Here is a 14,615-nt window from a genome sequence, read left to right as displayed (position 1 = left end):
CATTTCACTTGATCCAGCGGGTGCAAGGCCGCCGGCGCTGGTTACAGCAGTTCATCAACTGCACGATCAGCGTCATGCCAAAAATGGAAAGCAGGTCATCGCGCCTCCACCGGGGCGGTCCTGGTTCGCCGGTAGTCCACGGCCAGCAGGCCGAGGGTGGCAACGGCAAGGAGGCAGACACCGGCCGGAGGCGCCCAAAGCCGGGTGTAGATCATGGCGGTGGCCACGAGTGTGGAGAGGGTGAGGCTGACGGCGACTGCGAGCGCCGTGGCCAGCGGGATCGCCCCGGCCGCAACCGTGGAGCTGGCCGGCCCGAAGCGGATCAAGAGGACCAGCGCCGTGCCTGGTCCCGCGAGCAGGAACAGGCCGACGACGGCGAGCCGGAGCGACTCTGGCCCCACGAAAGAGAGCGGTATGGCTGCTACCGCCACGGCTGCCGTTGCGTAGCCCACGTGCGTGCGTTCAATTGCCATTTTTTGCTCCTTCGATGTGGAAGATGACACCGCCGGCGTTTTCGCTGACCTTCTGCCAGCCCGGGCCGGTGCCGCAGGTGTCGATAAAGCGCTGAAGATCCCCGGCCGGAGTCGTTCCGCGAAGCTCCGCGGCATGCTGCTGGCTGGCCGTGACGATCAGGTACGCTCCGGCGCGCCGGGCGATCTGGTTTACCGTGTCGCAGCTCAGTGGTGCCGCGTCGGGCCGGGGCTCTGCGGCGGCCAGGGCGCGGTAGTCGTAGCTTGCGTACTCTTGGTATTTCCAGGGGGTGTTGCGGATCGCCTCGATCAGCACGGAGCCGGGAGGTGCCGTCGCGTAGAGCCGGTCAACAAGGGCGATTTCAGCGCGTGAGAAGGTCTCCATGCTGTCATTGCCGTACCGCGTGACGAGCGTTGTTGTGGCCAGGGCCGCGCCCAGCACGAGCAGTGCCACACCGCGTGCCAGACCGGGGCCGGCGGGCCGGTCCCACATCAGCGGGAGCGCCACCAGGCACGCGGCGAACGGGAGGCTGAACAGGAAAAGCCGCAGCAACAGTTCGCCGCCGTAGGGCTGGACCGACACCAGCAGGAGCGGAGCGAGGGCGCCAACCGCGGCGGCCAGCCATGGTGTGGCCCGCCGGTGGCCCATAATGGCGCCGATGATCGCGAGGATCCAGATCACCGCTACCTCCGCCACCCGGGTGTAGACCACCGCGAGGTGCGGACCGCTGCCGGAGATCCTGTCGTTCAGCGCCCCGATCGTGTTCGCGCCAATGTCGCCGAAGGAGCCGAAGAGCTGGTCCTGGTGGCCTTGGAAGTAGGCGGAGGCGACAAATACGAGCCAAACCACCGGGAGGGCCAGCGCCAGCAGGGGCAGCGACCGTGAGCGCAGCCGTCCGATCAGCATGAAGGCCACGAGGACCGGGACAGCGGCGAACGGGGTGAGCTGGTGCGAGGCCGTCATCGCGAGCAGGATCAGCGCGCAAATCCCCAGAAGGATCGCTGAGTCCCGCTGGGAGGGCTGGATCAGTCCCTGCTGCTGCGGTACCGAGCTATCCAGTTTGTCGACGGTCCGGGCAAGCGCCGTGGTGAAGCGGTTACCGCCCGTGGGCCAGGCCCAGCCGCTGAAGGTGCTCAGGAGGCAGGCGAAGAGCGTAACGAGCAGGATGAACGCGTAAGCCTGCGGTGCCAGGTAGTCCTGTCCGACCCAGCTGGTCAGGTAGAAGAGCCAGACGCCGGCCCAGGCATGCCGCCGGTTCGCCGTGATCCGCGTGGCCAGTGCCAGCAGGGGAGCGAGCAGCAGGAGGTTGATGCCGATCGGTGCCCACGTAGCGATGACCATCAGATCCTTCGCCCCGGTTGCGCCGGAGAGCATCCCCAGCAGGTCGAAGAAGCCCGGCCAGTTGAAGTAGGCGTCCAGGTTCGGATGCAGCTGCCCGGACTGGGCGATGCTGTCGGCGATGCCGAGGTGCCGGTAGCTCGCCTCAAGCCGGGGCAGTCCGTGGATGATCGGATCGGCGCCATGCAGGATGAGCACCGTGACCAGCACCTGGCCGGCAAGGAGCGCCGGAACGAACTGCCGGAGGTTCAAGGAAGCGACGAAGCCGGTCAAGCTGAGGGCCAGGGCGACGAAGTAGACGGGGGGAAGCAGGGCGATGAGCCCGGCCCCGGCGGTCTGGTCAGGGTCGACCTCCCGCATCCCCCAGATGCCCAGGACCACGGCCAGGGCTGCGATTCCGGCCAGGGCGCCGATCTGCCAGAGCGGGCTTGATTCCACCCGGTGCTCGGCGGACGGTGGAGTGGCGCCGTGTTTCACGCCGTGTTTAGCCTCGTCCCTGGCGCCTTCGTGGCGCCCATGCGCCGACGGAGCAGCGGGGACAACGGTGGAGGGTTCGGGTGTCATGATTTCTCGATTCCAGTGGGCTCGTTGAATGCCGCTGAAGAGACCGGGTCAGGTGCAGCGGGCTTCACTCGGGTCAGAGTGATCAGACGCCAGACGGCGATGAGTGCCGCGGCCGCCTGGGCGGCGGACCAGAGCACGGACACGCCGGTAAGGCCATATTGCTGGGCAACGGCGGCGGCCGGGACGACCACCAGCGCGGCCGTCAGGACCGCGACGAATGTCGATTCCAACAGGCGCCCCCGGGCGCGGCACAGGCCGTAATAGACCTGGGTCACGCAACTGAGCAGCAGGGCCGGTACGAGGACCGGCAACAGGACCCAGGCGGAGGCGTAGTGCGGACCGAGGAACTGCAGGAGATAGGGCCCCAACAGCAGCAGGATCAGCCCGGCCGCGAGGGTGAGCAGCAGGCTTGCGCGGATAGCGGAGGCAACCAGCCCTGGTTTGGACCGCGTTCCGGCCAGGGCAGTCTGAAGCGAGAACCCTGCCGACTGCGGGACGAAGAAGACCGCGGAGGCCATCATCCACACGATGTACCAGGCGGCGGTCGACGCCGGGCCGAGGGTGGCGGCGACGATCAAGGGCAGGAGGTAGCCCGGGGCCCGGTCCGCCAGCATAAGGGCGTGGTTGGGCAGGCCCGGCCTGAGCAGGCCGACGGCCGACCGGGGGCGCAGGCCGTGCCGCCAATCCGGTTCAAGGCGCGCCCGGCGAAGCTGACGCAACCCCGAAAGGACGCTGACCAGAGCCCCCGCGCCCACGGCGCCCACCACGACGGACAGGTCGCGGATCCCAGCGGCGAAGGCCAGGCCGAGGACTCCCAGCTGCACCAGGCTTTGCAGCAGGCTCCGCACCAGTGCACGGTCTGCCCGCTCCTGGGCGACGCCGATGTGGTCCAGCTGGTAGGCCGCGCTGGCGAAAAGTGCCGTCGCGAGGAAGATGACCGTCACGAGCGGGTTCTTCCACGCCTCACCGACGCCCGAACCCAGCGCGTAGGTGACCACCGCGAGCACCCCGCCCACCACCAGTGCGGAAACCCCGACGGTCAGCAGGCTCGTCGCGGTCAGCCGGCGGCCGCCGTCGGGCTCGCTGGGCAGGAGCGTCAGGGTTGCCGGTCCGACGCCGAGCATGCCGAGTTGGACGGTGAGGAGGGCGGCGGAGACCACCGCTGACCCGAGCCCGATTTGTTCCGGCGGCAGCAGCAGTGCGGCAAGCGCCCAGAACAGGAAGCCCGTCACCATGGGCGCGATCCGCGCCGCCGCGAGCCAGGCCGCGTTGCCACCGACGGAGAGCGGGCGCGACTGGGGGCGGAGGATCTCGCCAAACATCGCTCGGTAGTTGTAGAGCAGGAAGCCGACCCAGTAGGGCAGGAAGCGGGGGGCGTGGACCAGGGACAGGCCCACCCCGCGCACGGATGCCAGCAGCGGCAACACGGCCAGCCAGCCGGCCCGGCCCGGGTGCTTCCGGATGGTCCGGGCCATACCGGCGCCGTCCTGGAGCCACTGGTCGCGGGCGCAGTCGAACGTGTCGGCGAAGCGGTGCCGGACGACGGTGGTGGGGGAGACGCCGAGCTTGTAGCCGCCGTTCTCGAGCCGGATCCGCAGTTCGATGTCCTCACCGGAACGGAAGTTGTCATCGAAACCAACGGACAGCAGCACCTCGCGGCGCATCAGCGTGGCGCTGACACCGAACCACGAGCGGACCCGGCTGTGGTTGTGGTGCCATGCCAGGGCGGCGCCCCAGTAGCCGGGGCCGTCGGACTCGCTGGCCAGGCCGAACTGCAGGCCGTCGTAGGCGCCGTCGTCGAACTCGCGCAGCAGCCGCTTGAGGGTGCCCGGGGGCAGCACGACGTCGGCGTCAATCAGCGCCACGACCTCGCAGCCGGCATTCTGGACGCCCAGCATCCTCGCGGCCGGCAGGCCGCGGCCCTCGTCGGAGAGGACGCGGGCCCCGAAAGACCGCGCAATGCTGGCAGTGTCGTCGAGTGAACAGCCGTCGACCACGATGATCTCGCGCGGGTTCTGGGCGCGGACCGACTCCAGGCACTCGCCCAGCCAGGCCGCGGCGTTCCGCGCCGGAATGATCACGGACACCTCAAGATCCCCCACCGGCCCGTACCTCACTCATCCAATTTCGTGCGGACCACGTTGGCCACGTAGTCCGAGGTCCGGTCGGCGGACCAGGCCGCGGGGATCCGCAGGAGCGAGCAGGGCACGTCTTCCAGGGCCCGGCGCACAACCGCCGCCTTCTGGCCGAAATGGTCCTCAAGGGGCACCAGGCCGGTCGCCCCGAGCGCTTCGACCAGCCGCCGGGACACCATCGGCAGTTCGGAGTGGAAGTTGCCGATGATGCGGGAAGTCATCCACTCGCGACTGCGTGCCTCCAACCTTGCTTCGGAACCGTCGAACCGTTCGAGGAAGATCGCCAGCCGTGCCGGCGCCGCGGAGGAGATCCGTTCGGACCCGAACACCTGGTCCGGTTGCACCATCCGGTGTTCGGGAGACCAGCGGCGGGTGAACGCCGCGGTCTTCGGGTAGCGGACGATGACGGGGTGCACGGCCGTTGCCAGCCGTGCGACGGGGTTGGTGAGCCAGCCCGGTGCGAGGGGCTTGCGCGTGCCGTGGAAGAGGTCGGGGTAGATGGCGCGGTGGTGCGGCTTGATGAACATCGGCTTGGCGTAGCCCATGAGCATGCCGTCCGCCCCGGTGAAAGCCCAGTCGTCGGCCATGAACCGCACGCCGGGGGTGGCGACCAGCTTGGCGACGGTGCTGGTCTTGCCGACCCCGCCCCAGGCCGGCAGCAGGACCCCGGAACCCCGGAAGTCAACGACGGCGGCATGGATCATGGCGGCGTCCTCGCGGACGCACAGCCGGTCGAGCAAGGGGATGACGGCGGTCAGGAGTTCACCCTGGCCCTGGATCCGGTAGCCGTCGCGGGTTTCGATGATCTGCACACGGTCGGCGGGAAGGTAGAGGGAGTCGCCGGTGAAACGGTAGGCGTCCTCTGCATGTGACTGCTCGGCGATGGGCGAGACGGCTCCGCTGATGTGCAGGCGAAGCGGTGCCCGTGAACCGCGCAGGAAGGGCGCGAGCATGTCCCGCAACTGAGCCTCGCCCGGAGTGCCGGGCTCGACGTCGATGCCGACGAGGCCATGGATGTCGAAGCTCGCGCCAGCGGAGGCGCCCGCCGGGGTCAGCACGTCCCGCTCGGACTGGCTCATGGTTCGAGCCGCCGGGAACCAAGAGTGCGGCCGCGGACTATTTCGCCGGCCCCGCCTACTGAGATCGCTTTCACTGAACTTCCCTCCACAGATCGTCGGGTGCTGGCTGGCTGGTTTCTTGCGGTGCGGGCGCGGGAGGCAGCCGGCGCCCGCGCACGTACCCGAGGGCGGTCGTGGCGAGCACAGCCATCACCATGGCGGAGCGGCCGAGTCCGGCGAGGTCATTGCCACGCACCGCGTCGCGAATTCCGGCAAACACCGCGCGTGGCAGGACCTGCCTGACGTAGCGCCGTTCCGGGCCGAGCGCTCGCTTGTGCCCGACGAGCCGGCTGACCCGGGCCTTGGAGATCCCCTCGGACCAGGACCGCGAGAGCATGTACTTCAGCGTGCCGCGCTGCCTGGGAACGTGGTGGTGCACAACGGCGGCGGGCTCGTAGACCACCCGCGAGCCGGGGGCTCCGATGACCGCCCGGATGCACAGCTCCGTCTCTTCGCAGCCGAGGGGTTGCGCGTCCTGCCGGCCGAGGTCCGGATTGAACCCTCCCACCCGGTTCAGCACGTCGGCCCGGAAAGACATGTTTGCCCCGATCACGTTGCGCACTTCGGCGGCGACTTTGGGCAGTCCGTGGTAGGTGCAGCCGACGATCCAGTCGAGTTCCTGGGCGAAGTAGCGCGGCCGGCCGGCGTCCCAGACAGGCTGCACGCTGCCGCCGACGGCGAGCACATCGTCGTCGTCGTACATCGCCGCGAGCCGTTCAATCCAGTCCGGGGCCGCCTCGGCGTCGTCGTCCAGGAACGCGACGATCTCGGCGTTGGCGACGCCAGCCCCGGTGTTCCGGGCTCCGGACAGGCCCTTGGGGCCGGTGTTCTCCACAATCACGACGTCGGGAACGGTGAAGATGAGCCGCTTGTAAAGTTCCACGTTGTAGTCGACGACGACGATGGTCTGCTGCGGGCTGTGTGTCTGGGTCCGGAGCGAATCGAGGGCACCGATGAGCAGGTCCCAGCGCTCTTCCGCGTAGGAGCAAATAACGACGGACACGCTGGGCAACCCCGGAATCTGGGACATCTTATTCCCCTACCGCTACGCCGAGGACGCTCCGCGGATCCGTGGGAATGTGCGGGAATGCCTTGTTCGGATACTTGTATTTGACCCGCCGCAGGGCCTCGGGCCGGGCGCCGGCTGTGGGTGCCTCCCAGCTGATGCGTTCCCGGGCCAGGGTGCGCAGGACCCGCCACCCGTCCCGGAAAGTGTGGAGGTTCGAGTTCCCGGAGATCCGGGCGAGTTCGCGGCTGGGCACTTCGGCGATCCGCAGCCCGGCCCGGGAGGCACGCACAATCAGCTCGGTTTCGATTTCGAATCCGTCCGACTGGAGCTCAAGCACTTCGACGCATTCCCGGCGCAAGGCGATGTACCCGTAGCAGAGGTCGGAGAAGTCGCTGCCGAGCACGAGGTTGGCCAGCGCTGTCAGCATCCGGTTGCCGGTGGTCCGCAGCAGGGTGATGTCGTCGGAGCCGCCGCCGGTGACGTAGCGGGATCCCTTGACGAAGTCGTACTCATGCTGCAGCGGGGCGACCAGCCAGCCGATTTCCTGGGGGTCCATGCTGCCATCCCCGTCCAGCATGACGATGATGTCGCCCGAGGCGGCAGCGAAGCCGGCGCGGACCGCGGCACCCTTGCCCGCCCTCGTCTCGTCGACCACCACGATATCGAGGCGCAGCGCCTTGGCCACTTCGACCGTGTTGTCCAGCGACCGCCCGTCAACGATCACGACTTCGTCCACATAGGACGGCATGCGGCGGAGGACCCAGGGCAGGTTCATGGCTTCGTTCAGGGTGGGGATGACCACGCTGACGGAAGCTGGAACCATGGGCGGCGTCGTCTGAGGGCGCGATTTTGATGCAAGATTCGGGATGGACATTTGCCTCACCACTCAATGACGTTGTTTGCTTTCGCCCCAACTGCAGTCAATTCCCGGTTCTCAGGAACCAGCAAGTAGACCTACGTGCGTACTGCCCGCTGCGGCAACTTCCGGGGAATTCCCCCTTTCCATAGTCGGCTCAGGAACTTGTAAAAACCTTGGGCAAGGTTGAAGCTTCAAGCTGAAATTGCCGGGGCTGCAAAACCGTTGATCGGCGCCGCCGTCGGTGTCAAACTGGCGCAATGCGGATACCCGGTGAAGGCGGCGTTACCCGACGGGCCAGGGGCCGGACGCCCCGTTTGAGGCGCCTGTTCGTACCGGCCGTCGTCGTGCTGCTCGTCGGATGCTCCAGCGGGGCCAAACCGGATGGAGCGGTTCCGTCAACGCCGCCGACCGCACCCAGGACCGAGTCCACGACGACGGCCACCCCCAGCGACCCGTCGACGCCGCCGAATGCGCCGGCTCAGACGACGCCGCCGAATGCGCCCGCTCAGCCGGCGCCGGCCGCATCCGCCCCCCGGCCGGCGCCGCCGCCATCAGCCCTGTCGGACCTGGAACTGGCCGCGCTGCAGTCCATGCCGGTGGGGGATTTGCCCGGCTGGAAACAGGTTTTCGCCGAGGACTTCACCCAGGGCGATGTCCCGCTCGGGGCTTTCCCGGGGCCCGCCTACCAGGCGCGCTGGAGCGCCGGGTACAAGGACGGGACGCCGGACACTGCGGGCCAGGCCAGCGGAGGCAAATCCGGCTATTACCCGACCAAGGTGCTCAGTGTGGCCAACGGCGTCCTGGACTGGTTCGTGCACTCGGAAAACGGGGTGTTCATGGGGGCCGCCCCCACGCCCAGGATCCCGAACGCGAGCACCTCGCCGCCGCGGGCGAACAGCCTGCTCTACGGCCGGGTTTCGGTGCGGTTCAAAGCCGATTCGCTGGCCGGGTACAAGACGGCGTGGCTCTTTTGGCCGGACAGCGGGGTCTGGCCGCGGGACGGCGAGATCGACTTTCCCGAAGGGGACCTGGGCGACGCTATCTACGGCGCAGCGCACTGGGCGAACCCGGACCCCACGGCCTCGGACTTGTTCATGTCGACGTCGAAGTTCACGTCCTGGCACGTCGCCACCACCGAGTGGAGTCCGGGACGGGTGGAGTTCCTGCTCGACGGACGAACCCTGGGGGTCAGCACCACCCATGTCCCCGCCACGCCGATGCACTTCATCCTGCAGACCGAGGCCTGCCTCCCGAAGTGCCCGGCGCCGCAGACCCAGGGGCATGTCCAACTGGACTGGATCGCTGTCTGGTCACGGCTCTGACCGGCTACCTCCGGCGGATCTCGAAGGCGTCGGTGTGGCTGTAGCCTTCGGCCGGAACCAGTCTCGCGGTCAAGGAATCCTGCCCCGCCGTTACGTCCAGGGTGCCCAGCGTGGCGTTGCGGTTCTTGCCTGACCAGCTGGCGAAATACCCGACTTCGGGGTCGTCGTCGTGGACGTTGTAGTGTCCGATGCCGCCGATGCCGACGCCCACAAAGACCGTCCCGGCCCCCTGCACCATGGTGTTGTCCGTGTCGGCCAGGCACTGTGCCGAGAACGATGTCGGGACCAGGCCGGGGCAGCCTCCGGAAAGGCCCAGCTGGTGCGTGCGCTGGTACACGTGGTCGTGGCCGGACAGGACCAGGTCCACCTTCTTCTCGATCAGCATGTTGGTGAACTCCTCGCCGGGCTGGCAGCCGTAGTTGCCCAGGCTGAAGCACGGGGCATGCATGCCCACCACCGTCCAGGGGATATTGCGGGCCTTGGCCCCGTCCAGCGCGTCCGCGGTCCACCGCCAGCGCTCGCTGCCCCGGGAGTAGTCCAGCGGCTTCCCGCCGCGGAAGTCGATGCCGGGCGAGACCATGACGATCCGCACCACCGGGTTCTTTTCGGGGACGTCCACGTACCACTGCGTGCCGTATTCGCCCTGCAGTCCGGGCAGCCTGTTGGGCAGGCACTTGACGATGTTGGCGATGTCCCCCTCGTGGCCGTCACTCTCGTGGTTGCCGGTGACGACCTCGTAGGGGAAGCCGGCCCCGAGCTTTTCGGTCACCAGGTCGCAGAACTGCTGCTCGATTCCCGCTTTGTAGGTGTAATCCCCGAGGGCCAGGGTCATTTGCGGTTTGATCTGCGCGATCACGTCCAGCACCTTCCGGGCGCCGGAACCGACGCCGGTGTCCCCCTGGGCGGTGAAATGCACGGAGGAGCCCTCGATGGGCGGGAGCGAGGGCACCGGCGAGGCGGGCGACGTCGGAGGCCCCGCCGAACTGGACGGCGGTGGCTGCGGAATCTCCGGGGTGCACGCGGCGAGCAGCAGGCCTGCCGCTAGCAGGGCCGCCGCAGCGCCTGTCCTGCGCGGTGAAAGGGATGATCCGGCCACGATTCCTCACATCAAGAGTCTGAGCCCGGCCAGCGGGACCAGGCAGCGACGGACAACTCGGCGGCTGCTAGCCCTAGGGTAAGCCCGGCCGCGTGGCCGAAGCCAGAGGTCATGGGGCTGCTGGCGGCTGGCCGCAGTGCCCGGCGGCCGGCGGCACATCTATCGCCACCCGGGCTTCCTCGTTAGCATGCTTCTTGGGACTTCCGTTCCGGCGGGCATGCCCGCCATAGATGCGAAGGAGAAACGGCGATGACCCTGCCCGAAGGATTAACCCCCGGTGTCTGGACGTTGGACATGTCCCACAGTGAGATCGGTTTCAGTGTCCGCCACGCCGGAATCAGCAAAGTCCGCGGCCGCTTCAACGAGGCCTCGGCGGAGGCGCGCGTCCGGGATTCCCTCGCCGACGCCAGCCTGCACGCCACCATCAAGACCGCCAGCTTCGATTCCGGCGACGCCAACCGCGACAGCCACGTGCGCGGACCCGACTTCTTCGACGTCGAGAACTTCCCCGAGATGACATTCCGCGCGACGTCGGTCAGGGGCGACGGCGAGGACTACGTGCTCACCGGTGACCTCACCATCCGGGGCGTCACCAAGCCGGTGGAGCTGGAAGTCGAGTTCACCGGCGTCGCGGTGGACCCTTTCGGCGCGACCCGCGCAGGCTTCAGTGCCGAGGCCGACATCAGCCGCAAGGAATTCGGGCTGACCTGGAACGCCGCCCTCGAAGCCGGCGGACTGCTGGTCAGCGACAAGGTCAAGATCAACGTCGAAGCGGCGATGGTCAAACAGGCCTGATTCAGGGGCGGCTCAGGGCAAACCCCTGATCCGGATCCTCGGCCGGCGGGAGACAATGGAGCCATGAAGACACTGCTCAACATCATCTGGCTGGTTTTCGGTGGCCTCTGGCTGGCGCTGGGATACTTCCTTGCCGGCATCGTCTGCTGCCTGCTGGTCATCACCATTCCGTGGGGGTTGGCTTCGTTCCGGATCGCCTCCTACACCCTGTGGCCCTTTGGCCGCATGGTGGTGGACAAGCCCGGCGGCAACGGCGTCTTTACCCTGCTCGGAAACGTCATCTGGCTGCTAGTGGCCGGCATCTGGATCGCGATCGGTCACGTCATTACGGCGTTCGCCATGGCGATCACCATCATCGGCATCCCGCTGGCCATCGCCAACCTCAAGCTCATCCCGGTGTCACTGATGCCGCTGGGCAAGCAGATCGTTCCCACCGATCGGCCCTTTGTGACCGGCTACCGCTAAGGCCGGCCCGGGCCCACCACCACGAGGAAACCGAGGAAGAGCGCAGTGCCAGAGTCAACGTTTCCGGAAGGATCGCCCAGCGACGATGAGCTGATGCTGGTCATCACCCGCGAGTTCCAGGTCCCGATCGCGGCGGTCTGGTCAGCCCTGACCGACGCGGACCAGGCGCCCGCATGGTGGGGTCCGCGGGGGTTCCACGCCCCGCGGGAAAGCATCGACGCCGACCTTGAAATCGGCGGCCTCTACCGCGCCTGCCTGGTCCAGGACGCCACCGGGCAGGAGTACTGGTGGAGCGGCGTCCACACGGACATCGAGCCGCCCCATCTGTTCGTGTTCACCCATGCCTGGGACAAGCCGGATGGGACCAGGGGCTTCGAGACCGAGGTGGCGTTCCGGCTGGAGGAGATCGACGGCGGCACCCGGATGACGTTCACGCAGGGGCCCTTTGACTCGGCGGAAAACCGGGACAGCAACGGCACCGGCTGGCGGGAGTCCTTCGACCGACTTGCCGAATATCTCCGCCGCGGCACCTAAGTGACCCCGCGACGTGATTGCGGCTACGGTTTCAGCGCCGCGGACTCGCGGATTTCGTAGCTGAGACCCTGAAGGTCCTCGTCGGCCTCGTTGACCTGGATGCGGTAGCCGTCCGGATCCTGCACGGTAAAGAAGCGTCCGAAAGTTTCGTCCACGATGGGCGAGGGCTCGTAGCCGGCGGCGGCCAGGCGCTCCGCCACCGCGTCGAGGCGCTCGTCGCTGGTGAACTGCAGGGCCACCGCTCCGGCGTCGTCGTGCGTTCCGGGGTGCCGTGCGACGTGCAGTCCCAGCGAGCCGCCGGCCGCACCGAGGTCGGCCCAGGTGCCGCTCGTCGCCTCAGTCCGTTCAGCCAGGCCCAGCACTGCGTAGAAGGCGCGGGAGGCCTCAACGTCGCGCACGAAGCGGATCGGGGTGATTCTCATTCGCTGTTGCCTTTCTTCGAGTCCAGGGTCCGGGCCAATACCTCTTCCACAAAGGCGGACAATGACAGGCCCTCCTCGATGGCGGCGTGCTTGACCCGCTTCACCAGCGGCGCCGGCAGATAGACGTTGAACTGCACTTTCTCTGTCATGGCTAGGATGCTAGCAATCTAGCCCTTTGTGGCGCAAGGGGTCGCCGTCTATTGCCCGGCGCTCGGGCGCCGGAACCGGACTAGTCCAGTTCGCTTTGCAGGTTTCGCCGGGCCGCGTCCTGCCACAGCTCGCGGCCGCGTGCGGTGTGGAAGAGCGGGTCCAGCTCCAGCAGCTGGCGGACGACGGCGGCGCGCCCGGCGGCGAAGTCGGCGTCGCCGATGTGCGCGAAGTCTTCCCGGACGGCCGCGAGGTAGCGGGCGTAGGCCGCCGGCTCCCCGGCCAGGACGGAGAGATCGGCATCGCTGAGCAGGGCGGCCGGCTCGTCGTCGGGATCCGGTCGGTGCTCCGCCGTCATCCTGACCAGCCGCGCGACCTCCTCCACCTCGTCCGCCGGCATCCGGGCGTGCTCCAGCCGTTCCTCCGCAAGCCGGGCCGATTCTTCTTCGTCTTCGCCGGCGATGCCGCGGTAGACGGCGTCATGGAACCAGGCCGCGAGCAGTACGGTCCGGGACGGGCGTGCCGGCGCCGCCAGCAGGTCGAGGGCCTCCAGCACGGCGAGCAGATGCGTGCGGCCGTGGTACTTCCGGTGCTCCTCTCCCCAGCGGTCCAGCAGGTCCAGGAAGAGCGCATCGTGGCCCGGGAGCACCTCGTTCCACCGGGTCAGCAGCGGCAGCTTCAGGGATCCATTGCGCCGCCGCGCCGGGATCCGCAGGCCGCTTTCGATCAGCTTGCGGACCAGGACCCGGCCCTCCACCGGGACCGCGCCCGCGGCCACGAGCGCCCCGTAGCGGGCCTCGGCCACGTCGTAGTGGTCGCCGTCGAACGCCCGCTCAGGGATGCCCGCGGCGCGGGCGAAGGCATGCAGTTCGGCCAGGGAGTTGTCGGAGATGAGGTGCGAAAAGTGGGTCCCGTGCGCGGGCCACAACGGCGGATCAAGGTAGATCATGCAGGCAGTCTACGAGGCGGCCGGCAGGATGTTCTGGTTGCCGCGGAAGACGTTGCCCGGATCAAACTCGCGCTTTACCCGCGCCAGCCGGGCGTAGTTGTCCTCGCCGAAGGCCGCCCGCACGCGGTCCGCGCCCTCGTCCCCAACGAAGTTCAGCCACACGCCGCCGTTGGCGTACGGGGCGATGTCCTGGCGGAACCTCTTCACCCAGGCTTTGGCCTGCTGGCCGCCCTCCGGCGTCTCCTCGATGCCGAAGGGGTGCGTGACCCACTTGGCGCCGCGGTTCTGCAGCGGCGTGCCGGCGGCGGCCGGTCCCGCGACCGCGCCGCCCCAGCGGGCGACGAGCTGCTGGGAGTGCGCGCCCGGAAGGCGCCGCGCCGAGTCCACGATCACGTCCAGGGCTGCGTCCGGCAACTCGTCGTGGTAGTCCGCACTCCAGTAGTTGTAGAGGTTGGGCGGGTCGTCGATCATGCACTGGAAGTCGGCGTAGTTCATGTCGCCGACCAGGTCCACGGCCGGGCCGAGTTCGCGGAAAGGGGCAGCGTGCTCAGCCCCGGCAGCCGGATCGCCGGCGTAGAGGTAGGCGAGGCCAACGGCCTGCTTGCCGACCATGTCCTCCGGGACAAAAGGTTCCGGCGGCGCCGTCAGGTAGACGAGGGCACTGCCGACGGCGTCCGGCGCGGCCAGCGAAAGGTCCCGGTAGGCACGCGCGAGGTCCGCGGAGGCGGCCCCGGGCCAGAGCATCAGGCCGGCCTGCACCGTGGGCCCCAGCTCGTGTAGCCGGAAAGTAAAGCCGGTCGCGACGCCGAAGTTCCCGCCGCCCCCGTGCAGCGCCCAGAAAAGTTCGGGGTTCTCCTGCGCGCTTGCGGTGACGCGTTCGCCCGCCGCCGTCACGAGGTCCACCGACAGCAGGTTGTCGCAGGCGAAGCCGAACGAGCGTTCCAGCCACCCCGAGCCGCCGCCCAGGGTGAATCCGGCCACCCCGGTGCTGGAGGCCCGTCCACCGGTGGTGGCGAGGCCGTGTTCCTGGGTGGCGCGGTCGAACTCGCCCCAGTTGACGCCGGCCCCCACCGAGACGGTCTGGTTCTCCCGATCCACCGTGATGGACTTCATCGGCCGGACATCCACCACCAGCCCGTCGTCGTTGGTGGACATGCCGGCCACGGAATGGCCGCCGGCCCGGACCGCGACGTCGAGGCTGTTGTCCCGGGCGTAGGCCAAGGCATCGGCCACGTCGGCTGCATCCGCGCATTGGGCGATGACGGCCGGGCGCCGGTCGATCATCGCGTTGAAGAGCTTTCGAGTTTCGTCATAATCCGTGCTGTCCGGCCTGACCCATTTCATGGCAGTGCTCCCTAGCCGACCGCGGCTCCACCCCACCCCAAAATCGT

The 14,615-nt window shown here is 68.3% G+C and carries 15 protein-coding genes; 4 read left to right on the top strand and 11 right to left on the bottom strand.

The window, feature by feature from the left end; translation table 11 throughout:
• Nucleotides 1–95 precede the first annotated feature (95 nt).
• The 6 genes from FFF93_RS15400 to FFF93_RS15375 all read right to left on the bottom strand — a co-directional run bounded on the left by FFF93_RS15400 (nt 96) and on the right by FFF93_RS15375 (nt 7,458).
• Entirely contained in the window at nt 96–473 is a 378-nt protein-coding gene (locus FFF93_RS15400; RefSeq protein WP_138768144.1) for a hypothetical protein, read from the bottom strand.
• Nucleotides 463–2,373 carry a hypothetical protein gene (locus FFF93_RS15395; RefSeq protein ID WP_261375188.1) on the bottom strand — a complete coding sequence of 637 codons (1,911 nt, stop codon included), beginning with the start codon at nt 2,371–2,373 and terminating at the stop codon, nt 463–465. Before FFF93_RS15395 ends, FFF93_RS15400 begins: the two co-directional genes overlap by 11 nt.
• Nucleotides 2,370–4,490 carry a glycosyltransferase gene (locus FFF93_RS15390; protein WP_261375187.1) on the bottom strand — a complete coding sequence of 707 codons (2,121 nt, stop codon included), beginning with the start codon at nt 4,488–4,490 and terminating at the stop codon, nt 2,370–2,372. The genes FFF93_RS15395 and FFF93_RS15390 overlap by 4 nt, the downstream gene beginning before the upstream one ends.
• A complete protein-coding gene (locus tag FFF93_RS15385) occupies nt 4,487–5,587 on the bottom strand; it encodes a hypothetical protein (protein WP_138768146.1) in 1,101 nt (366 codons plus the stop codon). The genes FFF93_RS15390 and FFF93_RS15385 overlap by 4 nt, the downstream gene beginning before the upstream one ends.
• A gap of 70 nt (nt 5,588–5,657) precedes the next feature.
• Nucleotides 5,658–6,656, bottom strand: a complete 999-nt coding sequence (locus FFF93_RS15380) for a glycosyltransferase family 2 protein (RefSeq protein ID WP_138768147.1) — start codon at nt 6,654–6,656, stop codon at nt 5,658–5,660.
• Nucleotide 6,657: 1 nt separating this feature from the next.
• Nucleotides 6,658–7,458 carry a glycosyltransferase family 2 protein gene (locus FFF93_RS15375; protein WP_138768148.1) on the bottom strand — a complete coding sequence of 267 codons (801 nt, stop codon included), beginning with the start codon at nt 7,456–7,458 and terminating at the stop codon, nt 6,658–6,660.
• A 293-nt stretch (nt 7,459–7,751) separates the two neighbouring features.
• Between FFF93_RS15375 and FFF93_RS15370 the strand changes: the two genes are divergently transcribed.
• On the top strand, nt 7,752–8,816 hold the full coding sequence (locus FFF93_RS15370; protein ID WP_138768149.1) for a glycoside hydrolase family 16 protein: 1,065 nt from the start codon (nt 7,752–7,754) through the stop codon (nt 8,814–8,816).
• Between the two features lie 4 nt (nt 8,817–8,820).
• On the opposite strand, the gene FFF93_RS15365 is transcribed toward FFF93_RS15370, so the two are convergent.
• Nucleotides 8,821–9,912, bottom strand: coding sequence for a metallophosphoesterase (locus FFF93_RS15365; protein ID WP_261375186.1), 1,092 nt, complete (start codon nt 9,910–9,912; stop codon nt 8,821–8,823).
• A gap of 249 nt (nt 9,913–10,161) precedes the next feature.
• On the opposite strand from FFF93_RS15365, the gene FFF93_RS15360 reads away from it, so the two are divergent.
• The 3 genes from FFF93_RS15360 (at nt 10,162) to FFF93_RS15350 (ending at nt 11,706) form a co-directional block, all read left to right on the top strand.
• Nucleotides 10,162–10,707 carry a YceI family protein gene (locus tag FFF93_RS15360; protein ID WP_138768150.1) on the top strand — a complete coding sequence of 182 codons (546 nt, stop codon included), beginning with the start codon at nt 10,162–10,164 and terminating at the stop codon, nt 10,705–10,707.
• Nucleotides 10,708–10,770: 63 nt separating this feature from the next.
• Nucleotides 10,771–11,172: a YccF domain-containing protein gene (locus FFF93_RS15355; protein ID WP_138768151.1), complete on the top strand. Its 402-nt coding sequence runs from the start codon at nt 10,771–10,773 to the stop codon at nt 11,170–11,172.
• Nucleotides 11,173–11,217: 45 nt separating this feature from the next.
• The gene (locus FFF93_RS15350) at nt 11,218–11,706 is read left to right on the top strand and encodes an SRPBCC domain-containing protein (protein ID WP_138768152.1); all 489 of its coding nucleotides are present in this window, start codon (nt 11,218–11,220) and stop codon (nt 11,704–11,706) included.
• A 23-nt stretch (nt 11,707–11,729) separates the two neighbouring features.
• Here FFF93_RS15350 and FFF93_RS15345 read toward each other — a convergent pair whose 3' ends face one another.
• The 4 genes from FFF93_RS15345 to FFF93_RS15330 form a co-directional block, all read right to left on the bottom strand.
• Nucleotides 11,730–12,128, bottom strand: a complete 399-nt coding sequence (locus tag FFF93_RS15345; RefSeq protein ID WP_138768153.1) for a VOC family protein — start codon at nt 12,126–12,128, stop codon at nt 11,730–11,732.
• On the bottom strand, nt 12,125–12,277 hold the full coding sequence (locus tag FFF93_RS15340; RefSeq protein ID WP_138768154.1) for a CopG family transcriptional regulator: 153 nt from the start codon (nt 12,275–12,277) through the stop codon (nt 12,125–12,127). The genes FFF93_RS15345 and FFF93_RS15340 overlap by 4 nt, the downstream gene beginning before the upstream one ends.
• 80 nt (nt 12,278–12,357) lie before the next feature.
• Complete coding sequence (locus FFF93_RS15335) at nt 12,358–13,224, bottom strand: DUF4031 domain-containing protein (protein ID WP_138768155.1); 867 nt, start codon at nt 13,222–13,224, stop codon at nt 12,358–12,360.
• A gap of 9 nt (nt 13,225–13,233) precedes the next feature.
• Nucleotides 13,234–14,568: an FAD-binding oxidoreductase gene (locus tag FFF93_RS15330; protein WP_138768156.1), complete on the bottom strand. Its 1,335-nt coding sequence runs from the start codon at nt 14,566–14,568 to the stop codon at nt 13,234–13,236.
• Nucleotides 14,569–14,615 lie beyond the last annotated feature (47 nt).

Source organism: Arthrobacter sp. KBS0702 (genome assembly GCF_005937985.2).
Lineage (GTDB): Bacteria > Actinomycetota > Actinomycetes > Actinomycetales > Micrococcaceae > Arthrobacter.
Note: the sequence above shows the minus strand (reverse complement) of the source record. Positions and strands in the feature narration are given on the sequence as shown.

Bases quoted from the DNA above. Each gene is read 5' to 3' on its own strand.
- FFF93_RS15370 (WP_138768149.1), top strand. From the start codon at position 7,752: ATGCGGATACCCGGTGAAGGCGGCGTTACCCGACGGGCCAGGGGCCGG.
- FFF93_RS15375 (WP_138768148.1), bottom strand. From the start codon at position 7,458: ATGGTTCCAGCTTCCGTCAGCGTGGTCATCCCCACCCTGAACGAAGCC.
- FFF93_RS15335 (WP_138768155.1), bottom strand. From the start codon at position 13,224: ATGATCTACCTTGATCCGCCGTTGTGGCCCGCGCACGGGACCCACTTT.
- FFF93_RS15395 (WP_261375188.1), bottom strand. From the start codon at position 2,373: ATGACACCCGAACCCTCCACCGTTGTCCCCGCTGCTCCGTCGGCGCAT.
- FFF93_RS15360 (WP_138768150.1), top strand. From the start codon at position 10,162: ATGACCCTGCCCGAAGGATTAACCCCCGGTGTCTGGACGTTGGACATG.
- FFF93_RS15400 (WP_138768144.1), bottom strand. From the start codon at position 473: ATGGCAATTGAACGCACGCACGTGGGCTACGCAACGGCAGCCGTGGCG.
- FFF93_RS15380 (WP_138768147.1), bottom strand. From the start codon at position 6,656: ATGTCCCAGATTCCGGGGTTGCCCAGCGTGTCCGTCGTTATTTGCTCC.
- FFF93_RS15385 (WP_138768146.1), bottom strand. From the start codon at position 5,587: ATGAGCCAGTCCGAGCGGGACGTGCTGACCCCGGCGGGCGCCTCCGCT.
- FFF93_RS15330 (WP_138768156.1), bottom strand. From the start codon at position 14,568: ATGAAATGGGTCAGGCCGGACAGCACGGATTATGACGAAACTCGAAAG.
- FFF93_RS15340 (WP_138768154.1), bottom strand. From the start codon at position 12,277: ATGACAGAGAAAGTGCAGTTCAACGTCTATCTGCCGGCGCCGCTGGTG.
- FFF93_RS15355 (WP_138768151.1), top strand. From the start codon at position 10,771: ATGAAGACACTGCTCAACATCATCTGGCTGGTTTTCGGTGGCCTCTGG.
- FFF93_RS15345 (WP_138768153.1), bottom strand. From the start codon at position 12,128: ATGAGAATCACCCCGATCCGCTTCGTGCGCGACGTTGAGGCCTCCCGC.